Genomic DNA, 15,973 nt, shown 5'->3' with positions numbered 1-15,973 from the left:
GGAGGCACGGATGACCTTCAGGAGTACGCGAACCGGCCGTTCGGGGAGCACCGGTTGGCCGCGCGGGAGCCGGGTCGAGGGGCCGGGGAGACGGCACACGGGGGAGTGCGGGATGCCGTCGGCCGGATCACGGCGTGCCGTCGAGGCCGGTCGCGTAGTGCTCGATCGCGGCGCGGTACCGCCGCACGTACGGGTCCTCGCTGGTCGACGCCACGAGCCGCAGCAGAAGGCCCATCGCCTCGTGGTGTTCGCCGGTGTTGTACAGCGCCATCGCCAAGAAGGTGTGGAGCGCGCCGTCGTCGGGGAACTCCGCCACCCCCTGACGCAGCGTCTCGACGGCCTGCCCGTACCTGCCGAGCACCCGGTACGTGCTGCCGAGGCCGACGAGCGCGCCCCGCCGGTCCTCCTCGCCGAGATGTCCGCCCGACAGACAGCGCTCGTAGTACGCCACCGCCTCGGCCTCCAGGCCGAGAACGTCGTGCGCCCATGCCGTCTGATAGGCGACCTCCGCATCCTCCGGAAACGTCTTGGTCAGGACGAGCAACTTGTCCCGCGCCTCTTCCCGGTGGCCCTCGGTACGCAGCCGCACGGCCTCGGCCAGCAGTTCTTCCCTCTTCGGTGAGCTCATGGGCGACATGGTGGCAGGCGCCGCCGAGCCGCCGACGCCCGCCCCGCCGGGGCGTCCCCGGGCGGGGGCGCGGTCCGCGCGCTCCCGGTGTGTGGCCCGTCGCCCGTCGCCCGTACGGATTCGCAGGCACGCGAGGGGGAGCGGGGTGTGACCGGACGTGGCCGGGGCATCCGAGGGCCATGACCGCTGACGCGAACCGCACTGCGCGGAAGAGAAGTTGGGCGCACGCACTGCTGCGCGCCGGCATTCTGGTGGTGGCCTTCGTGGGCCTCGTCGCTTTCTCCGTCGTCCTGGCGAAGGTGACGCTCACGCCGTCACCCGCCTCGGCGGGGATCGCCCATTCGAACATGACCCCGGGACGCTCGCTCCGGCAGTACGCCGAGGACTACACCTTCCTCGCCGCCTGCAAACAGGCGGGCGGAAACATCCTGCTCGGCGCCCCCTTCGGGGTGCTGATCCCGGTGCTCGTGCCGCGCCGGCTGCGGATGCTCCGCATGATCCTGCTGACCGTCGTGGTCATGGTGATCGTGGAGCTGGCCCAGGGCGCCGTCGTGGAGGGCCGGGCCTTCGACATCGACGACGTCATCCTCAACACCACCGGTGCGCTACTCGGTTACCTGTTCGTGGGGCGCCGCGTCAGCCACCACTACCACTCCTTCGCGAAGGTCCGTCCCGAGCCCGCTCCGGCGACCGCCCCGGCCGCCGGGGAGACGTCCGGCGGACGGCCGACGCGGTCCACCGGCCGCGCCGGCCTCAGGGAGAGGGTGGCCGCGGCGACCGCGAAGGCGCGGGCCGCCGATGCGAAGAAGACTCCGGTACCAGCCGAAAAGTCAGGGGCCGGGAAAGTCGGGTCCGAGCGAGCCGGGGCCAGGAAAGCCGGGTCCGAGGACGCCCGGGCCGGGAAGGCGGGAGCAGCGCGGCCCGGGGGAGGGCGCACGCTGCTGGAGAGGCTCCGCAACCGCTGACCGGGGCGGTAGGGCGTCCCGGTCAGCGGTGTCCGCGGTCCGTCAGGTGCCGCGGAGTCTGTGTGAGGTGCTCGCGGACGGGGCCGGGCCTTTCCGCCCGGCCCCGTCCGCCGTGCCGTACCGCTGTGCCGTACCCGTCGTGCGGTACGGACCGTGCCGCACGTGGCGTGCTGACACGCTCCGGTCCGGCAGCGGGGTGCCGAAGGCGGATCGGAGCGCCGGGCAGGCGTTCTTCACGAGCTCCTGGAACTGGGCGGAGAACCACCGAATCGTCGATGTACCGGCCCGTTCCGGCGCAGTTCCGCCGGGGGGAACGCCATGGTTCTCGACGCTTCGGAAGAGTGTCCCGAAGGTGTGGTGCATTCATTCACCGCATGGCGCGGATCGTTGTTTTCCAGGTTCATCCGGCACTCCTCGGTAACGGGAATGGGGGTGGTGTCGACGTACCGTTTCGAGAGGGCGCGGACGGTGAGCCGGTCGCCCGGGTGGTTCGTCCCCGACACACCGGTGGCCGGCGTCGGAGGATCGAGGGATCTGCCGGATCGAGGGATCCGCCGGATCGGGTGGAAGGTCCGTGGGGTCGGTCGGATCCGGGTCGGATCCGAGCGGGGGGAACTGCGGCTGAGTGTGAACGCCGTTGTGTCGGGGTGTCGTCGCTGCCGGTGGAGCCGGTCGGAACGCTCGCCCCCGTTGCGGGCGATCCGTTCCGGAATCCTTCGGCGGTGGTGACGGTCCCGCCGGACCGCGAACGCCGGACCGCGACCACCGGACCGCGACCACCGGGCGCACCGGCCCCGGGTCGCCGCACGGTCCACAGATGAACGGGAAGCGGAGGGCGTTGCATGAGCGACCCTGTCAGGCCGGGCGTGCCCCCTACGGCACACCGACTGATGGAACCGCTCCCACTGGTCGGCCATGACGTTAGAGCGTCAACTGATGTCGGTCAACAGGCCAGTTCAGAACTCGGTCAATCGAATTTATTCGACTCTTCAAGTCTCTTGACTCCGATTTTCCGCATCCCCATGCTGGGAGCGCTCCCACTGGTTCAAGGCTTGTGCTCGATTACCGCACGCCCCCCTGCACCCCCATGATCGCCAGAGTCGCGAGGAGGACCCATGCATGCCCATCGGGACGCGCACGAAGTACGTGGGCATCGACAAGACCCGGGGTCCTCGGAACCCCCGTCATGGGGGAGTGCGATCACGCCGGCGTGGTCCGGCGCCCCGGCGCCTGGAACGCGTCGGGCCCCGGCGCCGACGTGAGCCTTCACGCACCCGCCCTGGGGACGTAGTCCGACCTCCCGGAGCGCGTGATCCGAGCAGGCGGAGGTGCGGGTTGAACGGGACGCCCCGCACCTCCGCCGTTCCACCCCCCGGCGGGCCCGCCCCTGGCCCGCCGGGGTCACCCGTTCGGACCTCGGCCGATTGCCCGGACGGGTGCTCCGCGCCAGGTTGGCGGTGACGTCGACCGCGCCGGAGGCGTTCGCGTACCCGCCGAGGAGGAGCCGTATGGCCGACGGCCAGTGGAGCCCGGGCCACGTCTCACCCGAGGTTCCGGAGTTCCAGCCCGTCCTGGACATCGTGGAGCCCGCACGACAGCGCCGGCTCACCGTGCTGCTCCGACTCCTGCTGCTCCTGCCGCACTTCGTCGTCCTCTTCTTCCTCTCCGTCGTCGCGGCCGTCCTGGTCGTCGTGGGCTGGTTCGCGGCGCTCGTCCTCGGCCGCCTGCCCGAACCCGTTTACCGCTTCCTCGCCGGACGGCTCGGCTACCAGATGCGTGTCCTCGCCAACGAGATGCTCCTGGTGGACCGTTACCCGCCCTTCTCCTTCCGGGCGCCGGGGGACTACCCCGTACGCGTGGAGGTGCGCCCCACCCAACTCAACCGGCTCGCCGTCCTCTTCCGGCTGATCCTGATGATCCCCGCGCTGGTCGTCCAGGCGCTCGCCGTCACCGGCTGGTACACCCTCTCCTTCGTCTGGTGGCTCGTCACCCTGGTCCTCGGCCGGATGCCGAAGCCCCTGTTCGAGGCCACCGCCGCCACCCTGCGCTACCAGATGCGGTTCGAGGCGTACGCCTCGATGCTCACCCCCGCCTACCCCAAGGGCCTCTTCGGAGACGACGGCCTCGCGGTCGTCCCGTACGGCACCGGCTCCGCCACCCGCCCACTGATCATGAGCCGGGCGGGCGGGGTCTTCGTCGTCCTCTTCCTCGTACTCGGCCTCGCGAACAGCGTCACCTGGTCCACCGCCTCGTACGACGACGAGCCCTCGGACACCTACCGGTTGCAGAGGTGACCGCTGGAACGGGTTCGCGAACCAGGCCCCCAGCGGGCATCATCGCCGGATGACTTGGACAGCACCTGAACCGGCCCCCGTCATCGACGCACTGAACGCCCCGGAGCGCGAGACCCTGACCTCGTTCCTCCACTCCTACCGCGCGGGCCTGCTGCACAAGTGCGCCGGGCTGACCGGCGAGCAGCTGGCCCGGCACACCACCCAACCCTCCAACCTCAGCCTGCTCGGGCTCGTACGGCACATGGCCAAGGTCGAACGGGTCTGGTTCCGCGAGCGGTTCGCCGGACTGGATCTGCCCCCGATGTACGATCCGGCCAAGGGCAAGGACGCCGACTTCGAGGATCTCGTCCCCGAGCGGGCCGAAGAGGACTACGCACGGCTGATCGAGGAGATCCGACTCGCGGACGAGGTCGCCGCCGCCGCTTCGCTCGACGACACCTTCGTCCACCGTGGGGAGACGTACTCACTTCGGCTGATACACGTCCACCTCATCGCCGAGTACGCCAGGCACGCCGGCCACGCCGACCTGCTGCGGGAGCGCCTGGACGGTGTCACCGGCAGCTGAAACCCGCGCGACTCGCCCGTGAACAGACCGAGTTGGGGGCGTGCGGAGGGACTGAACCGGCGCGTACGGGTCACACGAACGGTATGACGTCCACCGGTACGGAACCAGACAGCTCCGAGCGGCGCGGCGACGGGCCCGCCGCCCGCCCGGCCGCGAAGAGGCGGGGATGGGCCAAGGTCCTCGGCACCTGCGCCGTGGTCCTGGCCCTGCTCTTCGCCGGCACCCGGCTCAGCCTCATTCCGGGTCTGGGCGACATTTTCGGCGAGCGCACCAATGACCGGTCGGGCCCCGCCGTGCTCAAGTCGATCCAGGACATGAGCGCCTACGAGGCGGCCTCCGGAAACTTCCAGGTCGTCGTCGACCTGGAGAAGGACGCCAAGTTCCTCCCCGACGCGGTCCGGGGGACCCGCACCCTCTACGTCGGCGCGGGCACCGTCGGTGCCTCCGTCGATCTCGGCAAGGTCGCCGAAGACGGGGTCGTCGTCAACGACGACCGGACGGAGGCCACGCTCACCCTGCCGCACGCGGTCCTCGGCAAGCCCGCCCTCGACCCGGACCGGTCCTACTCGGTCTCCAAGCAGCGCGGTCTGCTGGACCGCCTCGGCGACTTCTTCTCCGACAACCCCGGCAGCGAGCAGGCGGTCAACAAACTCGCCGCCCAGCACATCGGAGAGGCGGCGAAGGAGAGCGGCCTCACCGCACGGGCCGAGAAGAACACCGCGAACATGCTCAAGGGCCTGCTCACCTCGCTCGGATTCACGAAGGTCACCGTCACCTTCGGTACCCCGGGGGGATCCTGAGGGCCGTCGGCCGGTAACCGGGCCAAGATCCGCGAACGGACCGTATCCGCGGATGAGATGCTGAGCGGCATGATCAGCGAAGGCGATGAACCACGTCGAGAACTTTTCCTCCGCGACGACCTGGAGGATGTGGACGTGGTGAACGCCCACCGTGAGGCGTTTCTCGTCGTGCGGGACAGCGTCGAGACCGCTCATCTCGATGCCTACAGCGACGCCCCGTGGCCGCGGGAAGTGGTGCCGGCGTACGAGCGCGCGCTGTCGATGGCCGAACGTCACGTGGCTGGGGGTGTCCGGTCCGCGAAGGGCGACCCCGGGATGGGGATCGAGATCGACGTCCGCGACGACGCGCAGTTCGGCGTCCTGCTGGCCCTGGCCCCCTACACGATCCACACGGAGGGATGGCGAGGGGGCCAGGAGATCTTCAGTGCGAGCGACACGGGAACAGCCCTGTGGATCGCCGTCACGGCGAGGCAGGAAGCCCGGCTGATGTCGCGACTTTCCGCGCTGGGGGTACCGGAGGCGGCGTTCACGGGCGAACCCCGTGGGCGACGGGGCCTGTTCGCTCGCCGGTCACGGCGCAGGACCCGCGCGGTCACCGGATGAGCGGGCACGTCGAGGGCGCCGATCCCGAGACGCGAGGAAGCGGTGCGCGGTCCGGCCGTGCGCCGTGACCCGCGAGCGGCCGCGCTCGTCAACGGGCTGACCAGCGGGCGACCGTCGTACTTCTGTTCGGTAGGGGTTCGCGTTCGAGCCGGGCCGTGGTGCGCTCCGGCGCCGCGCTTGCCAGAGTGGGCGGATGAACACATCCGATCTGCTCACCGACGCCTTCGGCCGCGTGCGGGAAGCCGTGCACGCGGCGGTGGAAGGACTCTCCGCCGACGAGGTCAACGCCCGGACCGACGCGGGGGCCAACTCCATCGCCTGGCTCGTCTGGCATCTGACCCGTGTCCAGGACGACCACGTCGCGGACGCCTCCGGCGGAGAACAGGTCTGGTTCACCGACGGCTGGGCCGACCGTTTCGACCTCCCCTTCGACCGCGCCGCGACCGGATACGGGCACACCCGCAAGGAGGTCGGCGCCGTACGGGTCGCCTCCGCCGACCTGCTGCTCGGTTACCACGACGCCGTCCACGAACGCACCCTGGCCTTCGTCGGCGGACTCACCGGCAAGGCGCTGGACCGGATCGTCGACGAAGCGTGGTCGCCGCCGGTGACGCTCGGCGTCCGGCTCGTCAGCGTGGTGGCCGACGACCTCCAGCACGCCGGCCAGGCAGCCTTCGTGCGCGGGGCGCTCGGGCGGGCACACGGAGGATGATCGGTCGCCTGGCCGAGATAAAGGCCAGGTCAGAGGCGTGCACGGTGCGAGGTTCGTACACCGGTGCGAGCTTGGGGCCGCGGTGCCATACTCGAAAGCAGCCAGTAGGCAGGCTTGGCATTGTCGAAAGGCGAGACGTCATGAACTGGGCATCGTGGACAACCAGTGGCGTCTTCGCGGGAGCCGGCGGAGTGAGCACCGCCGAGGTGGGCATCGTGACCGGGGATCTGACCGTGCACACGACGTGGTCGGACGAGCAGGCGGCCGTGGCCGTCCAGTTCAGTGGATCCTCCGATTGGTTCACCATGGCGGGCAGCCCTGTTCCGTGCTTCTCCGAAGAGGAGAGCCGCACCTTCCATCAGACCGTCGTCGAGGCCGTGCGTGCGGGCGCCGGCGCGATGGTCCCCCCACCGCAGGGAACACCCGCCACCGCGCCACCGTCGATCGCGTGACGGGCGGCTCCGGGCACCCCCTAGAGTTGCTCACTCAGCCGTGCCGTGCAGGTACGGTGAGTGAGCATGTCGAGGAGCGGTGCGATGACAGGGACGGACGTCTTGCGGAGGAAGCCGAGAAGGCGGGCCGGGCCGAAGAAGCAGCGACCGCTCTGGGTGGAGATCCCGCTGCTCGTCGTCGTCGCACTCTGCCTCGCGCTGCTCATCAAGACCTTCCTGGTCCAGGCGTTCTCCATCCCCTCCGAGTCGATGCAGAACACCTTGCAGGAGGGTGACCGGGTTCTCGTCGACAAGCTGACCCCCTGGTTCGGCTCGGAACCCGAGCGGGGCGAGGTCGTCGTCTTCCACGACCCCGACGGCTGGCTCGCGGGCATCGCCGCCCAGGAGCCCAACGTGCTGCAGCGGGCGCTGACCTTCGTGGGACTGATGCCCTCGGCGGAGGAAAAGGACCTGATCAAGCGAGTGATCGGAGTGGGCGGGGACACGGTCGAGTGCTCCGGCACCGGTCCGCTCCGGCTCAACGGCAAGGCACTGGTCGAGCCGTACGTCTATCCGGGCAACACCGCGTGCACCCCGGGCGGGGACGGCGGGTTCAAGGTGACCGTCCCCGAGGGGAAGATCTGGGTGATGGGCGACCACCGCCAGGCATCCGTCGACTCCCGCTACCACCGGGACGACAAGAACGGCGGAATGGTCCCCGAGGGCGAGGTGGTCGGACGGGCGATCGTCGTCGCCTGGCCGGTGGGCCGTTGGGCGACCCTGCCGATCCCGGCGACCTTCGACCAGCCGGGGATCGAGTCGGCCGCGCTCCCCGGCGCGGTCGCGATCGCCGGCGCGGTCCCGCTCCTCGCCCTGCGCGGGCGGCGGAAGGCCGAAGAGCGGTGCGAGAGCGACGGCGAGACCGGCGGAGAGGCGAGCTACCCGGAGTCCCCGAAGCGCAGGACGTAGCGCCGCTGCCACGGGGTCTCCACCGCGCGCGGATGGTAGTGCTCCCGGACGAAGGCGACGGCCTCTTCCGGGGGCACCCCGTCCAGCACAGCCAGACACGCCAGGGCCGTACCCGTACGCCCCCGGCCGCCCGCGCAGGCGACCTCCACCCGCTCGTCCGCCGCCCGGGTCCACACCTCGCCCAGCAGGGCCCGTGCCGCACCGCGGTCGGCCGGGAGCCGGAAGTCGGGCCAGCGCAACCAGCGCGACTCCCACACCACCGGCCCGGGCTCGCGCCCCAGGAGATGTACGGCGAACTCCGGGGCGGGCCCCCCGGGCAGCGGCCCACGGAGGCCCCGGCCCCGGACAAGGCGTCCCGAGGGCAGGCGCATGACCCCCGGGTCGGCCTGATTCCATGCTCCGTTCATGTCCGCACTCTACGAGGGGACCGTCGGGCGGTGTCCGGATCGCTTCCCGCACCCGCCACGCCGGTCCGCGCCGCTCACTCCACGGGGGGCGTCTGCGGGCCCCTGAGCGGACGCGCCAGCAGCGGTGCGCCCGGCACCTGGTGGCCACCACTGGCCAGCATCCGCACCTCGCCCCTGGCGCTGATCTCGGCGCGGACGATGCCGGTCTCGTCCTCGTACACGGGATGTCCTCCCGCCCCGGCGCGCTCGGTCATCCGGACGACGACGACATCGTCCTCCGCGCCGAGCGTCTGGAAGATGAGCTCGAACCGTTCCGGATAGTCCATGTGGGCCTCCCGATCGGGCACGACGGACGCCGGACCCCTTGGATTCCATTGTTTCCCAGCCTCGCGCCCGGCGCCCGACCAAGGGAAGAGCTGGTTCGGTCGTCAGCGCGTGTCGTCACAGTGCCGTCGGTCGGCCGGAGGCCGGGCCGGGCGGCGTCGGGTACGTGCGATCGCACGGCGGAGGGTCGCCCCGATACTGGATGTATCGGGGCGACCACGACAATGCGGCGAGCGTGCGTGCCGGGCGCCGCCCGGCAGACGGCAGTGCGACGACACGCCCCAGGCGCCCTTCCGGCCGTGGCCGGAGCCCGGACATCGTTGTCCGGAACGGAACCACGGCGCGATCGGGCCCAACGGGCGGAGCGGCCCGGTCGATCGGGTGACTCGCCGGAGGGGCATCACATGACTGTTCGCCCGCCGGGCTAGGCATGCGCACATGAGACTTGATCCCCCACAGGCGAACCGTGTCTTCTCGCGTGCCCGCACCCTCCGCGCGGTCGGCGCCGTCGTATGCGCAGTCGTCGCCTCGGCGATGGTGACGGGCTGCGGAACGGACAGTGACTCCGTGTCGCCGTCGGCCACCTCGGAGGCCGCGAAGGTCGTACCGCACCAGGCGACCACCAGTCCGTCTCCCACCGCCAGCCCGTCCCCGACCAAGCTGAGCGAGGAGCAGCAGAAGCGCAAGGACGTCCTCGACGTCACGAAGATCACCTTCGACAAGGCGGCCAAGACCGCGGTGGGCGCGGTCTCGGGCAGCAAGCTGGTCGACCTGGAGCTCGGCGGGCTCGACGACGATGACAACGCCAGTGGCAGCCCGAGCCCGACCGGCAGCCCGAGCCCGACCGGCAGTCCCAGCCCGACCGGCAGTCCCAGCCCCACGGGCAGCCCCAGCCCCACGGGCAGCCCCAGCGACCCCGAGTGGGTCGCTGAGGTCGCCGAGGAGGACGGCACCGCGCACACCGTCCGAATCAACGCGGTGACCGGCAAGGTCCTCGACACCACCGAGGACGACAACCAGGACGCCGACGACAAGAGCCGGCTGGCCGACATGATCGGCAAGGCCACCCAGACGCCGGAGCAGGCGGCGAAGGTCGCCACCGACAAGCAGAAGGGATGGGTCACCTCGATCGGGCTGGAGGAGAACGACGACGACGTTCTCGTCTGGCAGGTCGATGTCGTGGACTCCTCCTGGAACCAGACCGACTTCGAGATCGACGCGGCTAAGGGAACGATCGTCGCCGAAGTGACCGAGAAGACCGAAGAGAACTGATTTTCCGACCGTCAGCACCGATTCGGTGGTGGGCCGCCAGGCGCGCCACCGAATCGCTGTTTCTCCGACCGTTCCGTGCCCGACGACGCGCCGGCCGATGGGCGGGCCGATGGGCTGAGTCCGGCCGCCCGGCCTGCCTGCCCGGCCGCCCGCCGCCCGGGGTGCGGGAAACGTGTCATGCCCGATGCCGCTCGGGGCGCAGCGCGTGGGCCAGCCCGTGTTCCGCGCTGTCCCTGAGCGCCCGGTCGTAGGCCGTTTCGTACGCCGAATGGCCGGCCGCCTCGCGCGCGAGGCGCTCCCACCGGTCGCGGATCGCCCCCAGCTCCGGTGTGCCGCGGTGCGGGTGACCGACCATCCGCCAGAAGGTCTGCCCCGTTCCCAGGGTGCGCGCCGCACCCACGCCGTCGCCCTGGGCGGCGATGGCGCCGGCGAGCAGATCGAGCGCGAGCGCGATCCCGAGACTGTCCCGGAGCTGGTGCTTGCTGGTGAGCATGGCGCGGGCATGGACCTCCGCGTCCTGCGGGCGGCCGTGCATCATGTGTATGAGCGCCAGTTGGTGGTCCGCGTAGCCGCGTGCCCAACGGTCCCCGTACTCCAGACTGATCCGCTGGAGTCCGACGGCGTCCTCGTACGCCTCGTCCAGCCGGCCCTGGGCCGTCAGCGCGAACAGCCGTATCACCCGGCAGCGCAGGACGGACGGAGCGACGGCGGGTTCCACCGGGAGCTCGCGCAGCGCGCCGTCGCTCACCGCCAGCGCCTCCTGCGGCCGTCCCGCCATGAGGTGATTGAAACTCACCGTGTGCGCGGCGGAGAGGATCGATTCAGCATCCGCGTCCTCCCGAGCGGAACGGGCGCACTCCTCACCGACCTCCGACGCCGCCCCATGGTCTCCCTGGAGGGTGAGCGTGACACCGAGCGCCCACAGGGCCCGGGTCCGGTCCCTGCCTCCGGCCGGGTGCAGGACGAGCACCCGCTCCAGGTACGAACGCGCCTGGTGGAGGTGGCCGCAGCAGCTCCAGAACAGCCCGGCCTGCCCCGCCATGCGCAGGGCCAGGGCGGGTGAGGCCACGAGGAGATGGTCCAGGGCGGCCGACAGGTCCGTGTGGCACTCGTCCATGCGCCGGTAGCGCGCGAGTTGACGGCGGCTCAGCCACCCACGGTGCGACTGGTCGGTGACATCGGCGAAGTGCGCGGCGTGCCGGTCGGCGAGCACCCCGTCCTCCGCCAGCTCCCTCAGCCACATGGCGCCGTACTCGCGAAGCGTGTCGAGCATGCGGTAGCCGGCGCCGTCCCGCTGGAGCACCGACTGCGCGGCGAGCCTCTCCAGACCGCGCGCCACCTCGTCCGGCGTGAGCGGTCCGCCGGAGCAGACCACCTGGGCATCCGCCAGCCTGATCCCGCCGTTGAAGACGGAGAGCCGGGCCCACAGCAGGCGTTCGAGCGGTGTGCACAGCTCGTGGCTCCAGCCGATCGTGGTCCGCAGCGCCCGGTGGCGCCGGGGCCAGGTCGTCTCGTCCACGAGCGTGTCGAGTCGCGAAGCGAGCAGTTCCAGGAGTTCCTCCACCTCGGACTCCCGCAACCGGGCGCAGGCGAGTTCCACGGCGAGCGGGATGCCCTCCAGACGTCGGCAGATCTCCCCCACGGCCGCCACTGCCCGAGGCGTGTCGAGCCGCCGGGACGGAGCGGTGAGCACGGCCCGCTCGCGGAAGAGGCGCTGAGCGTCGCTCCCGGTGGCCAGCGGTGGCACGTCCACCGTGTACTCGCCCGCCACGTCCAGGGGCTCCCGGCTGGTCGCGAGCACTCCGAGCCCGGGCGCAGCGGCCAGCAGCGGCTCCACCAGAGCACGGCAGGCCGGCAGGACCCGTTCGCAGCAGTCCAGGACGAGCAGCAGGCGCTGGTCCGCGAGCCACTCGCTCAGCGCCTCCACGGGGCGGCGCCGACTGTGGTCCAGCAGACCGACGGCGTCGCAGACGGCAGTCGTCAGCGACGCGTCACCGTGCAGGTGCGAGAGATCGGCCCAGCACACACCACCCGGGTAACGAGCGGCTATTCGGTCCGCGACGTGGAGCGCGAGCCGGCTCTTGCCTATGCCGCCGGGGCCCGTGAGTGTGACCAGCCGGTATTCGTCCAGTGCCCGCTCGGTCCGGTCCAGCTCACCGTGTCTGCCGATGAAACTGGTCGTGACGGCGGGTGGGTTGCCCATCACGGGGGTCATCCTGCCTCCCCCGGGGGCGTGTCTCCTCCCCTTGCGGCGAACCAATCAAAAACGGCCGACATATGACGCTTCGGCAGGCAGGAAATGGCGTGAATGTCCGTGGCGCGGCCGGGCCGGAGCGTCCTCGCCCTCATGCGGTGCCGGAGCGCGCGGCCACCCGTCCCGTACGCCGGGGCCGCGCGCTCCGGCGCGCACGCTGCCACCCCGGCACCGGCAGCTCCCTCAGGGACGCAGTGCCAGCTTGCCCGTGGTGCGGCGCGCGAGCAGGTCCTCGTGCGCCTGCCGGGCCTCCGCCAGCGGGCGGACGCCACCGGTGAGGGGCCTCAGCCGGCCCTCGAGCGTCAGCGCGAGAAGCTCGTCGAGCGCCGTCGAGAAGGCGCCCGGACGGGAGAGCGACCTGCCCAGCTGGAACCCGGTCACCGAAGCGTTCAGCATCAGCAGACGGCCTGTGTCCAGCGGAGCGGGCGCGGACCTGGAGGCGTTGCCGTAGGTGACGATCCTGCCGTGCTCCGCCAGCGAGGCGAGCCCCTGGTCGAAGAGCGCGCCCCCGGACGCGTCCAGCACGATGTCGGCCTTCGCCGCCAGCGGATACTCCACCGCCTCGTCCGCACCCGCCTCCAGCGCGGCCGCGCGCTTCTCGGGCGTCGAGGCCACGGCGACCACACGGCCCGCGCCGAACTCCCGCGCGAGCTGGACCGCCAGATTGCCCACCCCACCGGCAGCGGCATGCACCACCACGCTCTCGCCGGGCACCAGCCGGGCCGCCGACCTCAGCAGGTGCCAGGCGGTGAGACCCTGCGTCAGCAGCGACAGCGCCTGTGCGGCGTCGAGCTCTTCGGGAATGCCGACCATGGTCGAGGGATCCGCGCTCACCCGCTCCGCGTAGCCGGACCGCACCTTCGCCAGGACCCTCCGGCCGTCCTCGGTGCGCGCGACGACCTCGGTGCCGGGAATGAACGGATGGCCGCTCGGGGCGGGATACGTACCGTCGGTGACCAGGGTGTCCACGAAGTTCACGCCTGCCGCCTCGACGTCGAGCAGCAACTGTCCCGGCGCGGGGTCGGGTTCGGGCACCTCCGCGTACTCCAGGACTTCGGGGCCACCTGTACTGCGGACGTGGATCGCGTGCATGCGGGTCACCGTTTCGACGGGGGAACAGGGGCGTCCACCTGCCCCGACAGTGCCGGGAACGAGGCACCGGGCACGCTATCGAACGTCACGGGAAGGTCCCACCTGGGCCGCCCCAGTACGTCGAACACGTGGTGGGCGCGGTCCGGGTCGGTGCAGAGCGCGCGCAGCACCGCCGGCACGGCTATGCCGGGCAGGACCAGACGGTAGAGATCGGAGGCGAGGAGGAGCAGGCTGTCCGGCCGGTCCACGGTGGTGGAGACGAGCTGTAACCCGGTGAACGCTCCCACCAGCACGTTCGCCGTCTCCAGTGGATCGATGTGCTCGAACACCTCTCCCTGGGACCGCCCTTCGGTCAGCAGGGTCGCGATGACGTCCCGCCACTGCGGCCACGGCCCGCCGAAGAACGGTCGCGCGTTCTGGTCGGCGGCCAGTCGTGCCGCACCCTGCAGTAACGGTTCACGGGGCAGCCGGTACGCGAGGAGAAGCCCCAGGTCCACGATGGCCTGCATCTTCACCGGGTTCTCCGGCTTGATGATGACGGCGTGCTGGAGCACCGCGTGCGCCAGCGCCTCCTTGCCCGAGAAGTGGAAGTACAGAGCCCCCTTGGTGACTCCGGCCAGGGACATGATCTCGCTGATGGTGGAAGCTTCGTACCCGTTCGACGCGAACACCGCCGCCGCGGCCTCCAGCACGGTGTAACGCGTTCTGATGGCCCGCTCCTGCTGCGCCATGGCCGACTCCTTCGGTCAGTTCGCCCGGTCCCCCCTGCCGCGCGCGGCGCGTCTCGTGAGGAGGGCGGGCGCAAAACAGGCGCGCCGGTATGTTACCCCCGCTCCCGGCCCCCGACTCCCGTGTCCGCGAGCGCTCGGAGCTGCCCTGGACCGTCCGTACGACGACGGTTCCGGAGCATGGCCCACGGCGGGCCGACGCCTTCTTACCGAGCGGCCGTTCCACCTCTGCGGCGACCGTTCGGCGGCTGCCTGTACGGTTCGGTGACCGGCCGACACGGCCGTCGGGAGAACGGGAGCAGGGCAGGCATGGGATCGCTCGAGGGCAGGACGGCGCTGGTGACCGGAGCGAGTCGCGGCATCGGACGCGGGATCGCCAGGCGCCTGGCCGCGGACGGTGCGCTCGTCGCCGTCCACTACGCGAGCAACGAGGAGGCCGCCGAGCGGACCGTGGCCTCCATCCGGGACGACGGCGGACGCTGCTTCCCGGTACGGGCCGAACTGGGCGTCGACGGAGACGTCCGGGCCCTGTTCGACGCGTTCGACGCCGGCGCCGGCGAGCAGGGGGCCGGACCGGGCCTCGACATCCTGGTCAACAACGCCGCCGTCAGCATCTCCTCGCACATCGCGGATCTGCGCGCCGAGGACTTCGACCGGCTGATCGCCGTCAACACCCGCGCCCCGCTCTTCACCATCCAGGAGGCATTGACACGGATGGGGGAGGGCGGACGCATCGTCAACATCTCCTCCGCCGCGAGCAGAAAAGCGCTGCCGCGCACTCTCGCGTACTCGATGAGCAAGGGCGCGATCGACTCGCTGACCCGTACTCTCGCGGAAGAACTGGGCCCTCGCGGCATCACGGTGAACGCAGTGGCGCCGGGATTCGTCGAGACGGAGATGAACGTCTCCCGGCGCGCGACCGAGGAGGCGCGGAGCGCGATCGCCGCACTCTCCGCCTTCGACCGGATCGGCCGCCCCGAGGACATCGCCGACATCGTCGCGTTCCTGGCGTCCGACGATTCCCGGTGGATCACCGGTCAGTACATCGACGCCACCGGCGGCAGCAGACTCTGATCCCGGGAACGCCGAGCGCCCTCCCTCCTTCCCCCCGTCGCACCCCCGGTGGTGGCTCAGTCCGGGATGAGGGCCTCCCACTGATCGCGGTCGGGCCGTCGTGCGTCGGCGAGGAGGTCCGGGCGCCCAGCCGGCCGGCCGGACACGGTCCGGTCCACCTTCTCGGTGCTGCGGGCGTCGTCCGCCGAGTTCAGGAGACGGCTCACCTGCCACCGGCCCGCGTGACGACGGGATCGTCGAAGGCGCAAGCGGCCAGGGCGGCAGCCCGCGGTCCTCGGACGCCGAGCTCCCGGTGAGGCGTTGCTCGTTGCCGCGGCCGGCCGCGACCTGCGCGTCGAAACACGGCCGGAGGTGCTACCGCCGCGCCAGAGGTACGACCAGGCACGTGCTGGTCGCGTGCGCGAGGAGCCGGTCCGCCCCGTCGAACAGCTCAGCCTGCGCGAGGCACGTGGTGCGGCCGCTCTTGAGGACCGTGCCCACCGCCCGCACCGTGCCGGTGTCGGCCGTGATCGTACGGAGGAACTTCACGTTGAGGTCGAGGGAGGTGTACCCCACCCCGGAGGGCAGCACCGAATGGACGGCGCAGCCGGCCGCCGAGTCGAGCAGCGTCGCGTACACACCGCCATGGACACTGCCGATCGGGTTGTAGTGCTCCTCGCCAGGCTCCAGGGTGAACACCGCCCGCCCGTGGTCCACTTCGGTGAGACGGAAACCCATCATCCGGCTGATCGGCGGGCCGGGCAGACGTCCGGCCACGAGATCGCGCAGCATCTCCAGCCCGCTCGCGGCGCCCACGGCGCCGGCCGAGACCGAGGGGTCTTCCCATTCGTACGTGCGCGTCCGGCCCATCTGCTG

The 15,973-nt window shown here is 71.2% G+C and carries 18 protein-coding genes; 10 read left to right on the top strand and 8 right to left on the bottom strand.

All coding sequences use genetic code 11. The features are described from left to right. Positions 1-127: 127 nt before the first annotated feature. Positions 128-628 (bottom strand): tetratricopeptide repeat protein, encoded by a 501-nt coding sequence (locus OHA55_RS30935; RefSeq protein ID WP_266712723.1) that lies wholly within the window; start codon positions 626-628, stop codon positions 128-130. A gap of 179 nt (positions 629-807) precedes the next feature. Between OHA55_RS30935 and OHA55_RS30930 the strand changes: the two genes are divergently transcribed. From OHA55_RS30930 to lepB, 8 genes are all read left to right on the top strand, one after another. Next, positions 808-1,593, top strand: coding sequence for a VanZ family protein (locus OHA55_RS30930; RefSeq protein WP_266712721.1), 786 nt, complete (start codon positions 808-810; stop codon positions 1,591-1,593). Between the two features lie 1,508 nt (positions 1,594-3,101). Continuing rightward, positions 3,102-3,887: a DUF4389 domain-containing protein gene (locus OHA55_RS30925; RefSeq protein ID WP_266712719.1), complete on the top strand. Its 786-nt coding sequence runs from the start codon at positions 3,102-3,104 to the stop codon at positions 3,885-3,887. A gap of 49 nt (positions 3,888-3,936) precedes the next feature. Continuing rightward, a complete protein-coding gene (locus OHA55_RS30920) occupies positions 3,937-4,452 on the top strand; it encodes a DinB family protein (RefSeq protein ID WP_266712717.1) in 516 nt (171 codons plus the stop codon). 83 nt (positions 4,453-4,535) lie between these two features. Beyond that, positions 4,536-5,252: a DUF4230 domain-containing protein gene (locus OHA55_RS30915; RefSeq protein WP_266712715.1), complete on the top strand. Its 717-nt coding sequence runs from the start codon at positions 4,536-4,538 to the stop codon at positions 5,250-5,252. Between the two features lie 57 nt (positions 5,253-5,309). Next, a complete protein-coding gene (locus OHA55_RS30910; RefSeq protein ID WP_266712713.1) occupies positions 5,310-5,855 on the top strand; it encodes a hypothetical protein in 546 nt (181 codons plus the stop codon). Between the two features lie 193 nt (positions 5,856-6,048). Beyond that, positions 6,049-6,567: a DUF664 domain-containing protein gene (locus OHA55_RS30905; RefSeq protein WP_266712711.1), complete on the top strand. Its 519-nt coding sequence runs from the start codon at positions 6,049-6,051 to the stop codon at positions 6,565-6,567. Between the two features lie 140 nt (positions 6,568-6,707). Next, the gene (locus OHA55_RS30900; protein ID WP_266712709.1) at positions 6,708-7,019 is read left to right on the top strand and encodes a hypothetical protein; all 312 of its coding nucleotides are present in this window, start codon (positions 6,708-6,710) and stop codon (positions 7,017-7,019) included. Positions 7,020-7,103: 84 nt separating this feature from the next. Further along, positions 7,104-7,967, top strand: a complete 864-nt coding sequence (lepB, locus tag OHA55_RS30895) for a signal peptidase I (protein WP_266712707.1) — start codon at positions 7,104-7,106, stop codon at positions 7,965-7,967. On the opposite strand, the gene OHA55_RS30890 is transcribed toward lepB, so the two are convergent. Together OHA55_RS30890 and OHA55_RS30885 are read right to left on the bottom strand one after the other, a co-directional pair. Beyond that, positions 7,937-8,374 carry a protein-tyrosine phosphatase family protein gene (locus OHA55_RS30890; protein ID WP_266712705.1) on the bottom strand — a complete coding sequence of 146 codons (438 nt, stop codon included), beginning with the start codon at positions 8,372-8,374 and terminating at the stop codon, positions 7,937-7,939. The two genes, lepB and OHA55_RS30890, sit on opposite strands and share 31 nt — an antisense overlap. Before the next feature lie 74 nt (positions 8,375-8,448). Beyond that, positions 8,449-8,700, bottom strand: coding sequence for a DUF6296 family protein (locus tag OHA55_RS30885; protein WP_266712703.1), 252 nt, complete (start codon positions 8,698-8,700; stop codon positions 8,449-8,451). Between the two features lie 436 nt (positions 8,701-9,136). On the opposite strand from OHA55_RS30885, the gene OHA55_RS30880 reads away from it, so the two are divergent. Next, positions 9,137-9,970 carry a PepSY domain-containing protein gene (locus OHA55_RS30880; protein WP_266712701.1) on the top strand — a complete coding sequence of 278 codons (834 nt, stop codon included), beginning with the start codon at positions 9,137-9,139 and terminating at the stop codon, positions 9,968-9,970. Positions 9,971-10,145: 175 nt separating this feature from the next. Here the strand turns inward: OHA55_RS30880 and OHA55_RS30875 are convergent, their stop codons facing one another. The 3 genes from OHA55_RS30875 to OHA55_RS30865 form a co-directional block, all read right to left on the bottom strand. After that, positions 10,146-12,173, bottom strand: coding sequence for an NB-ARC domain-containing protein (locus OHA55_RS30875; RefSeq protein ID WP_266713544.1), 2,028 nt, complete (start codon positions 12,171-12,173; stop codon positions 10,146-10,148). Positions 12,174-12,407: 234 nt separating this feature from the next. Next, positions 12,408-13,316 carry a zinc-binding dehydrogenase gene (locus tag OHA55_RS30870; protein ID WP_266712699.1) on the bottom strand — a complete coding sequence of 303 codons (909 nt, stop codon included), beginning with the start codon at positions 13,314-13,316 and terminating at the stop codon, positions 12,408-12,410. Between the two features lie 5 nt (positions 13,317-13,321). After that, positions 13,322-14,047 carry a ScbR family autoregulator-binding transcription factor gene (locus OHA55_RS30865; RefSeq protein WP_266712697.1) on the bottom strand — a complete coding sequence of 242 codons (726 nt, stop codon included), beginning with the start codon at positions 14,045-14,047 and terminating at the stop codon, positions 13,322-13,324. A gap of 306 nt (positions 14,048-14,353) precedes the next feature. On the opposite strand from OHA55_RS30865, the gene OHA55_RS30860 reads away from it, so the two are divergent. Further along, on the top strand, positions 14,354-15,118 hold the full coding sequence (locus tag OHA55_RS30860; RefSeq protein ID WP_266712695.1) for an SDR family oxidoreductase: 765 nt from the start codon (positions 14,354-14,356) through the stop codon (positions 15,116-15,118). Positions 15,119-15,174: 56 nt separating this feature from the next. Here OHA55_RS30860 and OHA55_RS30855 read toward each other — a convergent pair whose 3' ends face one another. Continuing rightward, positions 15,175-15,324 (bottom strand): hypothetical protein, encoded by a 150-nt coding sequence (locus OHA55_RS30855; protein ID WP_266712693.1) that lies wholly within the window; start codon positions 15,322-15,324, stop codon positions 15,175-15,177. Between the two features lie 148 nt (positions 15,325-15,472). Continuing rightward, positions 15,473-15,967 carry a PaaI family thioesterase gene (locus tag OHA55_RS30850; RefSeq protein WP_266712691.1) on the bottom strand — a complete coding sequence of 165 codons (495 nt, stop codon included), beginning with the start codon at positions 15,965-15,967 and terminating at the stop codon, positions 15,473-15,475. Positions 15,968-15,973 lie beyond the last annotated feature (6 nt).

It is taken from the genome of Streptomyces sp. NBC_00102 (assembly GCF_026343115.1).
Classification (GTDB): domain Bacteria; phylum Actinomycetota; class Actinomycetes; order Streptomycetales; family Streptomycetaceae; genus Streptomyces.
The sequence above is the reverse complement of the archived record's forward strand: the minus strand, read 5'-3'. Positions and strand labels throughout refer to the sequence as shown.

Coding starts and splice junctions, on each gene's coding strand:
- OHA55_RS30920 (WP_266712717.1), top strand. CDS start 3,937: ATGACTTGGACAGCACCTGAACCGGCCCCCGTCATCGACGCACTGAAC.
- OHA55_RS30890 (WP_266712705.1), bottom strand. CDS start 8,374: ATGAACGGAGCATGGAATCAGGCCGACCCGGGGGTCATGCGCCTGCCC.
- OHA55_RS30925 (WP_266712719.1), top strand. CDS start 3,102: ATGGCCGACGGCCAGTGGAGCCCGGGCCACGTCTCACCCGAGGTTCCG.
- OHA55_RS30865 (WP_266712697.1), bottom strand. CDS start 14,047: ATGGCGCAGCAGGAGCGGGCCATCAGAACGCGTTACACCGTGCTGGAG.
- OHA55_RS30910 (WP_266712713.1), top strand. CDS start 5,310: ATGCTGAGCGGCATGATCAGCGAAGGCGATGAACCACGTCGAGAACTT.
- OHA55_RS30905 (WP_266712711.1), top strand. CDS start 6,049: ATGAACACATCCGATCTGCTCACCGACGCCTTCGGCCGCGTGCGGGAA.
- lepB (WP_266712707.1), top strand. CDS start 7,104: ATGACAGGGACGGACGTCTTGCGGAGGAAGCCGAGAAGGCGGGCCGGG.
- OHA55_RS30930 (WP_266712721.1), top strand. CDS start 808: ATGACCGCTGACGCGAACCGCACTGCGCGGAAGAGAAGTTGGGCGCAC.
- OHA55_RS30850 (WP_266712691.1), bottom strand. CDS start 15,967: ATGGGCCGGACGCGCACGTACGAATGGGAAGACCCCTCGGTCTCGGCC.
- OHA55_RS30885 (WP_266712703.1), bottom strand. CDS start 8,700: ATGGACTATCCGGAACGGTTCGAGCTCATCTTCCAGACGCTCGGCGCG.
- OHA55_RS30875 (WP_266713544.1), bottom strand. CDS start 12,173: ATGGGCAACCCACCCGCCGTCACGACCAGTTTCATCGGCAGACACGGT.
- OHA55_RS30900 (WP_266712709.1), top strand. CDS start 6,708: ATGAACTGGGCATCGTGGACAACCAGTGGCGTCTTCGCGGGAGCCGGC.
- OHA55_RS30915 (WP_266712715.1), top strand. CDS start 4,536: ATGACGTCCACCGGTACGGAACCAGACAGCTCCGAGCGGCGCGGCGAC.
- OHA55_RS30860 (WP_266712695.1), top strand. CDS start 14,354: ATGGGATCGCTCGAGGGCAGGACGGCGCTGGTGACCGGAGCGAGTCGC.
- OHA55_RS30935 (WP_266712723.1), bottom strand. CDS start 628: ATGAGCTCACCGAAGAGGGAAGAACTGCTGGCCGAGGCCGTGCGGCTG.
- OHA55_RS30870 (WP_266712699.1), bottom strand. CDS start 13,316: ATGCACGCGATCCACGTCCGCAGTACAGGTGGCCCCGAAGTCCTGGAG.
- OHA55_RS30880 (WP_266712701.1), top strand. CDS start 9,137: ATGAGACTTGATCCCCCACAGGCGAACCGTGTCTTCTCGCGTGCCCGC.